The 8,489-nt window shown below is 64.3% G+C and carries 8 protein-coding genes; 2 read left to right on the forward strand and 6 right to left on the reverse strand.

Annotated features, from left to right (window positions below; all coding sequences use genetic code 11):
• The 4 genes from VGH68_RS13255 to VGH68_RS13270 form a co-directional block, all read right to left on the reverse strand.
• The coding region (locus VGH68_RS13255) for a ribonucleotide reductase N-terminal alpha domain-containing protein (protein WP_331604082.1) at positions 1–1,618 on the reverse strand (1,618 nt) is incomplete at its 3' end.
• Positions 1,619–2,142: 524 nt separating this feature from the next.
• Complete coding sequence (gene ampD / locus VGH68_RS13260; RefSeq protein WP_331604083.1) at positions 2,143–2,739, reverse strand: 1,6-anhydro-N-acetylmuramyl-L-alanine amidase AmpD; 597 nt, start codon at positions 2,737–2,739, stop codon at positions 2,143–2,145.
• A complete protein-coding gene (locus VGH68_RS13265; RefSeq protein ID WP_331604084.1) occupies positions 2,736–3,041 on the reverse strand; it encodes a PP0621 family protein in 306 nt (101 codons plus the stop codon). The genes ampD and VGH68_RS13265 overlap by 4 nt, the downstream gene beginning before the upstream one ends.
• Positions 3,042–3,051: 10 nt before the next feature.
• Complete coding sequence (locus VGH68_RS13270; protein ID WP_331604085.1) at positions 3,052–3,981, reverse strand: cytochrome C assembly family protein; 930 nt, start codon at positions 3,979–3,981, stop codon at positions 3,052–3,054.
• An 88-nt stretch (positions 3,982–4,069) separates the two neighbouring features.
• On the opposite strand from VGH68_RS13270, the gene ffh reads away from it, so the two are divergent.
• Positions 4,070–5,437 (forward strand): signal recognition particle protein, encoded by a 1,368-nt coding sequence (ffh, locus tag VGH68_RS13275; protein WP_331604086.1) that lies wholly within the window; start codon positions 4,070–4,072, stop codon positions 5,435–5,437.
• A 154-nt stretch (positions 5,438–5,591) separates the two neighbouring features.
• Positions 5,592–6,143, forward strand: a complete 552-nt coding sequence (locus VGH68_RS13280; RefSeq protein WP_331604087.1) for a hypoxanthine-guanine phosphoribosyltransferase — start codon at positions 5,592–5,594, stop codon at positions 6,141–6,143.
• Positions 6,144–6,353: 210 nt separating this feature from the next.
• Here the strand turns inward: VGH68_RS13280 and VGH68_RS13285 are convergent, their stop codons facing one another.
• Both VGH68_RS13285 and VGH68_RS13290 read right to left on the reverse strand, forming a co-directional pair.
• Complete coding sequence (locus VGH68_RS13285; RefSeq protein WP_331604088.1) at positions 6,354–6,953, reverse strand: MarC family protein; 600 nt, start codon at positions 6,951–6,953, stop codon at positions 6,354–6,356.
• A gap of 11 nt (positions 6,954–6,964) precedes the next feature.
• The coding region (locus VGH68_RS13290; RefSeq protein ID WP_331604089.1) for a proline--tRNA ligase at positions 6,965–8,489 on the reverse strand (1,525 nt) is incomplete at its 5' end.

An 8,489-nucleotide genomic window follows, 5' to 3' on the forward strand; every position in this document is an offset into this window, starting at 1 on the left:
TCTTGAACAGCTTGATCTCGCCGCGCGCGACCTTGTCTTCGTAAGCCGTGTAAGCCGCTTCGAACTCGGCGCCGAACTTGTCGTGCAGGTCCGGACAGGTGGACGGCGAGAACAGCGTCCAGTCGCCGCCTTCCATCACCCGCTTCATGAACAGGTCGGGAATCCAGTTCGCGGTGTTCATGTCGTGCGTGCGGCGGCGGTCGTCGCCGGTGTTCTTGCGCAACTCGAGGAACTCCTCGATGTCGAGGTGCCACGATTCGAGGTACGCGCACACCGCGCCCTTGCGCTTGCCGCCCTGGTTCACGGCGACCGCCGTGTCGTTGACGACCTTCAGGAACGGCACCACGCCCTGCGACTTGCCGTTGGTGCCCTTGATGTGCGAGCCGAGCGCGCGCACGCGGGTCCAGTCGTTGCCGAGGCCGCCGGCGAACTTCGACAGCAGCGCGTTTTCCTTCAGCGCTTCGTAGATGCCGTCGAGATCGTCGTCGACCGTGGTCAGGTAGCACGACGACAGCTGCGAGCGGCGCGTGCCCGAGTTGAACAGCGTCGGCGTCGAGCTCATGAAGTCGAAGCTGGACAGCACGTTGTAGAACTCGATCGCGCGCGCTTCGCGGTCGATCTCGTTGAGCGACAGGCCCATCGCGACACGCATAAAGAATGCCTGGGGCATTTCGATACGGACGTTGTCGTGATGCAGGAAGTAGCGGTCGTACAGCGTCTGCAGACCGAGGTAGCCGAACTGCAGGTCGCGGTTCGCGTCGAGCGCGGCGCCAAGACGCTTGAGGTCGAACTGCAGCAGCTTGTCGTCGAGCAGTTCCGCTTGCACGCCGCGCTTGATGAACTGCGGGAAGTATTCGGCGTAGCGCTCGCCCATTTCGGCTTGCGTGACTTCTTCTTCGAGGATCTCGCGGCGGATTGTGTGCAGCAGGATGCGCGCGGTGGCCTGGCTGTAAGCCGGGTCTTTTTCGATCATCGTGCGGGCCGCGAGAATGGCCGAGTCGTACACTTGGCTCATCGGCACGCCGTCGTACAGATTCTTCACCGTCTCGGCGACGATCGGTTCCGCGCTCACCGCGTCGCCGAGGTTCGCGCACGCGGACTCGATGATGCCGCGCAGCGCCGCCATATCCAGCGGACGACTGATGCCGTTGTCGGTCACGTTCACGCCCGGCGTGCTGGCGCCCTCCGCATGCTCGTCGTGCGCGCGCGCCTGGTTGCGCTTCTCGCGGTACAGCACGTACGCACGCGCGACGTTGTGTTCACCGCCGCGCATCAGCGCGAGTTCGACCTGATCCTGGATGTCTTCGATATGGAACGTGCCGCCGTTCGGGCGGCTGCGCACCAGCGCGCGGACTACGCTCTGCGTGAGTTGCTCGACCAGTTCGCGCACCCGCGCCGACGCCGCGCCCTGACCACCGTTGACGGCGAGGAACGCCTTGGTCACGGCGATCGCGATTTTCGACGGCTCGAACGACACCACGCTGCCATTGCGGCGGATCACCTTGTAGTCGGCGTAGTTCGCTTGCGGCGAGAGCGACTGCGCGCCCTCGGTCTGGCCGAACGCGTGGCCAGTCGGTGAGCCCTCGTACCGGGTCGTCACGTTGTCGGTGGTTTGCATGTGCAAAGCTCCTGGTCTTTGGAAATGGCGGCGAGTGCCGCGGATTAAATCGAACGCCGCGCCGCCGTGAGCGCGAGCGATAAGGTGTGGGAAGGCCGGCTGAGCCGGCTGGCGGGATGCGACTGCGACGAAGCCTCGTTCGATTTGATGTCGGTCTTCATCACGTACGTCGCGATCACTGGCTGGTCCTTTCCTGAACGCTTCTGGATGCCGCCGGAGATCCCCTACCGGCCGTGCTCCAAGATTTTTTCAGTTGCCTGGAATGCTTGCGGCGCCGTACTCGGGGAGCGGGGCGCCGCGGACTTATACACTCGGTTATTCACACGGTTATGCACAGGCAACACAAGATGTAGTGCGAAACCGTGTTTGTGGCACCAAGTATAGTGGAGATTCGAGACAGGTCAAACGCTTTTATTTGCCGTTGGTGTATTGACTTTTGACTGCCGCGGCGGGCATGCGCGCTCCCGGCAGAGCCAGGCCACGCCTCGTTCTGCCGACTTCACGCGAGCTCGCGCGAACGGCGATTACCGCGTATCGGAAAACTTGAGATAGGGGAAATACCGAGCGTCGAGCGAAGTCTCGCGTTGCAGCCTCGACCACTCGAAATATGGACCGGGATCGGTCTTGCGAAGAGGCGCGATGTCGGCGTGACCGGCGAGCGCGTCGATCGGATAGCGTGCGTTCAGTGCACGCACGAGCGCGGCGAGCGTGCGGTATTGAGCGGCTTCGAAGGCAGTGGTGTCGCTGCCTTCGAGCTCGATGCCGATCGAGAAATCATTGCAACGCTCGCGGCCGAAAAAATTCGACGGCCCCGCGTGCCACGCGCGCTGATTGCACGATACGAACTGTTCGAGCGCGCCGTCGCGAAGAATCACGAAATGCGCGGACACGCGTACGCCGCGCAGATGGGCGTCGTAGTACGGATGGGTGTCGCAGTCGAGCGTGTTCTGGAACAGCTCGGCAATCGCTGTGCCGCCGAACTGGTTCGGCGGCAGGCTGATGTTGTGCACGACGATCAGCGTCGGCACCGTGCCTGGCGGTCGTGCCTCGAAGTTCGGCGACGGTAGCTTGCGTGCGGCCGGAACCCAGCCAGCGGGGTCGACGGTGAACGCTTCGCTCATCGGGCGTCGCGGCCCGACGGACGGGCGCCGTGGCGCTGCGCGTGCGCGGCGCAGCAGAACGCCTGGCCCGCCAAGCTGACCGAGTCGCTCTTCGGCGCATGCACGCCGCACTCGACGCAGCGGATCATCGGTTCCGCAAGCTGAGGCTGTCCGTTCGATCCATGCGCGCGGCCGTTCGCACCGTGCGCGTCCGCCGCGCCGGAACCCGTGCGCCGCGCGGTTTGCGCATCGTGGCGGCGCAGCGCCTTCACCAGCCATTGGCCGACGATAAACAGCAGGATCAGCAAAAAGATTTGTCGCATGGAGACACGCTCATACCACAGGCCGGTGCAACAGCACCTCGAAAACAAAACGGCTGCCGACGTACGCGAGCAATAGCGCGACGAACGAGGCCAGCACCCAGCGCAATGCTGCACGGCCGCGCCAGCCGGATACCTTGCGCGCCGTCAGCAACGCGCCGAACATCACCCACGAGAGAATCGCGAACACGGTCTTGTGATCGAGCCTCAACGCACGGTCGATCAGTTGCTCGCTAAACAGGATGCCGGAGACGAGCGTCAGCGTGAGCAGCACGAAGCCGGCGCCGATCAGGCGGAACAGCAGTTTCTCCAGCGTGAGCAGCGGCGGCAGCGTATCGAGCCAGCTCGACCACCAGCCATTGCCGGCCGCCGCCGCATGGCGTTGCGCGAGGCCGCCGCGCATCGAATGCAAACGCCGCTCGACCGCCAGCATCAGCACCGCGTGCAGCGCCGCGATCGCGAACAGACCGTACGCGATATTCGCAATCAGGAAGTGCAGCTTGAACATCGGCGCCGCCGCGTACGGCAGCACCCGCACGCCGTTGAACGCGAGCGGCAGCAGCGACGCGACGCACGCGAGCGGCAACACCAGCAGCCGCAAGCCGTCGAGCGGGAAGAAAAAACTCTCTATCCAGTAGATGCCGGCGCCAAGCCAGAACATGGCCGACAGCGCGAACGCGAAGCCGAACACCATCGCGTTCTGAGGGAAGATCGTGGCGTGCAGCAGCACGCCATGCGCGAGCAGCGTCACGAACAGCAGCGCGCGTCCCGGCGCGCTCATGCCGGATGCCGCGGAAAGGCCAGCGCCCGGCGCGCCGGTGGCCGGCATTGGCGGCACGCTCTCGAGCATCGGACGCACGGCAGCGTGCCGGTGGGAGCGCCAGCCGGCCACGGCAAGGCCGCCGTAGAGAAGCGCGGTGAGGGCATACAGTACAATATCCATGTTCGAAGTTTACACTAGGCCCTTACCCCGCGACGTCTTGTACTTCGGTACTTCGCGCGCTGCCCGGGCCGCACCGCTCATCGCTCCCATGCTCGACAATCTGACTCAACGGATGGCGCGCGTCGTCAAGACGCTGCGCGGCGAAGCCCGGCTCACCGAGGCCAACACCCAGGAAATGCTGCGCGAAGTGCGTCTCGCACTGCTCGAGGCCGACGTGGCGCTGCCCGTCGTGCGCGAGTTCATCGCGAAGGTCAAGGAGAAGGCGCTCGGCGAGGAAGTGATCAGCAGCCTGTCGCCGGGTCAGGCGCTCGTCGGCGTCGTGCAGCGCGAGCTGACGGCCGTGATCGGCGGCGATTATGAAGGCAAGGCATCCGAACTCAATCTCGCGGTCACGCCGCCCGCGGTCATCCTGATGGCCGGCCTGCAGGGCGCTGGTAAAACGACCACGGTCGGCAAGCTCGCGAAGCTCCTGCGCGAGAAATACAAGAAGAAGGTGCTGACGGTTTCGTGCGACGTCTATCGTCCTGCCGCTATCGCACAGCTCAAAACGGTGACCGAGCAGGTCGGCGCGGACTTCTTCCCCTCCGAGCCGAACCAGAAGCCGGTCGACATCGCGCGCGCCGCGCTCGACTGGGCCAAGCGCCACTACCACGATGTGCTGCTCGTCGACACCGCCGGCCGCCTCGGTATCGACGAAGCGATGATGCAGGAAATCGCCGCGCTGCACGCCGAGCTGAAGCCGGCGGAAACGCTCTTCGTCGTCGATGCGATGCTCGGCCAGGACGCGGTCAACACCGCGAAGGCGTTCAGCGACGCGTTGCCGCTCACCGGCGTCGTGCTCACCAAGCTCGATGGCGATTCACGCGGTGGGGCGGCGCTGTCGGTGCGTCACGTGACGGGCAAGCCGGTCAAGTTCGTCGGTGTCGCCGAAAAGCTCGATGGTCTCGAGGTGTTCCACCCGGACCGCATGGCGAGCCGGATCCTCGGCATGGGCGACATCCTCGCGCTCGTCGAGGAAGCACAGCGCGGCGTCGACGTACAGGCCGCGCAGAAGCTCGCCGACAAGGTCAAGAAAGGCGGCGACTTCGATCTCAACGATTTCCGCGCGCAACTGACACAAATGAAGGGCATGGGCGGCCTGTCGTCGCTGATGGACAAGCTGCCAGCGCAGTTCCAGCAGGCCGCGGCCGGTGCCGACATGAGCCAGGCCGAAAAGCAGATGCGCCGCATGGAAGGCATCATCAATTCGATGACGCCGACCGAGCGGGCCAAGCCCGAACTCATCAAGGCGACCCGCAAGCGCCGCATCGCCGCGGGTGCGGGCGTGCAGGTGCAGGAGGTCAACCGGATGCTGAACCAGTACGAGCAGATGCGCACGATGATGAAAAAGCTCAAGGGCGGCAATCTGCAGAAGATGATGCGCGGCATGAAGGGCATGATGCCCGGCATGCGCTAAGCTTGACGGGACGGCGCGCGCGGCCGGCGCTCTGCGGCGCGGCTGACTTCCGACTCGCGCGGGTTTATTCTGTACCGCGTGCCGCCTGTTACAGCAAGGTCCTTCGGGACGCGCCCACTCACACTACGTATACAGTTATCGCCCGTCAGACGTCATGAACCGCGAAGAAGCCCTCCACATTTTTCAACATTCCGAAGAGATCGTATCGGCGCTGGACGTCAATGCGTCGATAGCCCGCATGGCGGTCGCCATCCGCGACGAGATGAGCGAGGACTTCCCGCTCGTGCTGTCGGTGATGGGCGGCGCCGCGGTATTCACCGGCATGTTGCTGCCGCACCTCGATTTCCCGCTCGAATTCGACTACATCCATCTGACGCGCTACCGCAATACCACGCAAGGCAGCAAAGAGATGCAGTGGCGCGTCGCGCCGGCCGAGTCGGTCAAGGATCGCGTCGTGCTCGTGCTCGACGACATCCTCGACGAGGGTGAAACGATGGCCGCGATCCGCGACCGCATCCTGGCGATGGGCGCGAAGCGTTTCCTGTCCGCGGTGCTGTGCGAGAAGAGCATTGCGCAAGTGAAGCCGCTGCGGCCCGATTACTGCGGCTTCGAAGTGCCTGACCGTTATGTGTTCGGCTGCGGGATGGATGCGAAAGGGTATTGGCGTAACCTGCCGACTATTCGCGCGTTGACTGACGGGGCGTGATGGGCATGGACGGCGTAGGCGGAGCATGACCAGCTTGTAAGCGGCGCAGCGCATGCACGGTGCTGAATGCCGCTGCGGCGTGCCGTGCCGGTTCCCGGTTCTCCTTGCCTTCTTGTCCATCTCTGTACCGGCGTAAAAAAAGCGGCCTGCGTGGCCGCTTTTTTCATGGCTGCGTCGGCGACACGCTGGTGCTGGCCGCCGGTTGCCCGATCAAAGCTTATGCACGAAAGAACGGATGCCGCCGAGGATCATCTCGACTGAAATCGCCACGAGCACGAGGCCCATCAGCCGCTCGAAGGCCGCCATCGTGCGCTCGCCGAGCCACGCCTGAATACGCTCGGCCAACATCAGCACGATGGCGCAGACGATCATCGTGACGGTCAGCGCGCCGATCCACTCGAAGGTCTTGCCGGGCGCCTGCGAGCTCAGCAGCATCACCGTCGCGAGCGCCGACGGGCCCGCGAGCGCGGGAATTGCGAGCGGTACGATCAGTGGCTCGCCGCCACGCGCGTCGCCGCCGAACGGACCGTCCGGATGCGGAAAGACCATCCGCAACGCGATCAGAAACAGCACGATCCCGCCACCGATCCGCAGCGACTGGTCCGACAGGCTCATGATGCGCAGAAAGCCCTGACCAAGCACCATGAACACCAGCAGGATCGCAAACGCGATGGCAACCTCGCGCAGGATGACGACCGTGCGACGCTCGGGCGCCACGCCGCGCAGGCAGCTGATGAAAAGCGGTATGTTGCCGAGCGGATCGGTAATCAGAACCAGCAGCACGGTCGCGGACAGGAAGGTGTACTCCACGCCCGCCCCGTTTAGCGCGCGAGCGCCGCGCGCACTTTGCCGATCACGGTCGTGGCGGCGTCCTCTACCGGCAGCAGCGTCGCTTCGGCATCGCGGCGGCCCTGGTATTCGAGCTTGCCTTCCTTCAGACCGCGATCACCGATCACCAGACGATGCGGCACGCCAATCAGCTCCCAGTCGGCGAACATCACGCCGGGACGCTCGCCGCGATCGTCGAGGATCACATCGATGCCCGCCGCGACGAGCTGCGCGTACAGCTTGTCGGCCTGCTCGCGAACCGCATCGCTGCGGTCATAGCCCATCGGGCACAGCACGACCTCGAACGGCGCGATCGACTCCGGCCAGATGATGCCCCTGTCGTCGAAGTTCTGTTCGATCGCGGCGCCGAGAATCCGCGTGATGCCAATGCCGTAACAACCCATTTCCATCGGGCGCGGCTTGCCGGTTTCGTCGAGGCAGGTTGCGTTCATCGCCTCGGAGTACTTCGTGCCGAGCTGGAACACGTGGCCCACTTCGATGCCACGGCAGATATCGATTACGCCCTTGCCGTCGGGCGACGGATCGCCCTTCCTGACGTTGCGGATGTCGGCGACGACGGGCTCCGGCAGGTCGCGCCCCCAGTTCACACCGGTGATGTGATAGTCGACTTCATTCGCGCCGACCACGAAGTCGCTCATGTTCGCGACCGTGCTGTCCGCAATCACGTTGACCGGCTTCTTTGTGTTGATCGGTCCAAGGTAGCCAGGCGGCGTGCCGAAGGTTTCGATGATCTCGGCCTCGGTCGCCATGCGGAAATTACCGAGGCCCGCAAGCTTGGCCGCCTTGATCTCGTTCAGATCATGATCGCCGCGCAGCATCAGCAGCCAGATGGTCGCCGGCGCGCCTTCGTTCTCCGTGGCAAGCACGACCGACTTGATCGTGCGTTCGAGCGGGATCCCCAGCAGTTCGGCGACCGCCTCACACTTCGCCTTGCCGGGCGTCGCGGTCTTCTTCATCTGTTCTGCGGGCGCCGCGCGCTGTGCAATCAGCGGCAGCGCTTGGGCGGCTTCGACGTTGGCGGCGAAATCCGAGGTGGGGCAATATGCGATGTCGTCTTCCCCGGTCTCGGCGATCACATGAAACTCATGCGAGCCGCTGCCGCCGATCGAGCCGTTGTCGGCCGCGACCGCGCGGAAGTCCAGACCGAGACGGGTGAAGATCCGCACGTACGCGTCGTACATCTTGCGATACGACTCGCGCAGACCTTCAATGTCCTTGTCGAACGAGTAAGCATCTTTCATGATGAACTCGCGACCGCGCATCACGCCGAAGCGCGGACGGATTTCGTCGCGGAACTTCGTCTGCACCTGGTAGAAGTTCACCGGCAGCTGACGGTAGCTTTTGATCTGGTTGCGTGCGATGTCGGTGACGACTTCCTCGTGCGTCGGGCCCATCACGAAGTCGGCCTGCTTGCGGTCCTTGAAGCGCAGCAGCTCGGGACCGTACTTCTCCCAGCGGCCCGATTCCTGCCACAACTCGGCCGGCTGTACCGACGGC

It is taken from the genome of Paraburkholderia sp., from assembly GCF_036488505.1.
Lineage (GTDB): Bacteria > Pseudomonadota > Gammaproteobacteria > Burkholderiales > Burkholderiaceae > Paraburkholderia.

Bases quoted from the DNA above. Each gene is read 5' to 3' on its own strand.
- ampD (WP_331604083.1), bottom strand. From the start codon at position 2,739: ATGAGCGAAGCGTTCACCGTCGACCCCGCTGGCTGGGTTCCGGCCGCA.
- VGH68_RS13265 (WP_331604084.1), bottom strand. From the start codon at position 3,041: ATGCGACAAATCTTTTTGCTGATCCTGCTGTTTATCGTCGGCCAATGG.
- VGH68_RS13270 (WP_331604085.1), bottom strand. From the start codon at position 3,981: ATGGATATTGTACTGTATGCCCTCACCGCGCTTCTCTACGGCGGCCTT.
- ffh (WP_331604086.1), top strand. From the start codon at position 4,070: ATGCTCGACAATCTGACTCAACGGATGGCGCGCGTCGTCAAGACGCTG.
- VGH68_RS13280 (WP_331604087.1), top strand. From the start codon at position 5,592: ATGAACCGCGAAGAAGCCCTCCACATTTTTCAACATTCCGAAGAGATC.